The 237-nt window shown below is 29.1% G+C and carries 1 protein-coding gene; it reads right to left on the bottom strand.

Annotation, left to right across the window (positions count from 1 at the left end):
* Positions 1-237 (bottom strand): hypothetical protein (locus tag SB660_RS23680; RefSeq protein ID WP_410585035.1); only part of this gene is annotated, 237 nt, incomplete at both ends.

The following is a 237-nucleotide window of genomic DNA, read 5'->3' as shown; positions in this document are numbered from 1 at the left end:
ATTTCCACAGTAACCCGTTATTTTAACTGAATAATTGTTTTTTGACAACTGAACACTGTCACAATTGTCATAGCTTTCATCTTTTAAATTTTCATAGTTTAAGTAATAGTCTTTATCCCAATCAATTATCGCAGAGATATCTGATATAATGACATTTCCGCTTGTGACTTGTAGCGGATAAGGTATTGAAGTAAAAATTAAATTTTCTTTAGGTATCGAAATATTTTCTTTTTCAGG

This window comes from Bacillus sp. SIMBA_005 (assembly GCF_046535585.1).
Lineage (GTDB): Bacteria > Bacillota > Bacilli > Bacillales > Bacillaceae > Bacillus > Bacillus pumilus.
The sequence above is the reverse complement of the archived record's forward strand: the minus strand, read 5'-3'. Positions and strand labels throughout refer to the sequence as shown.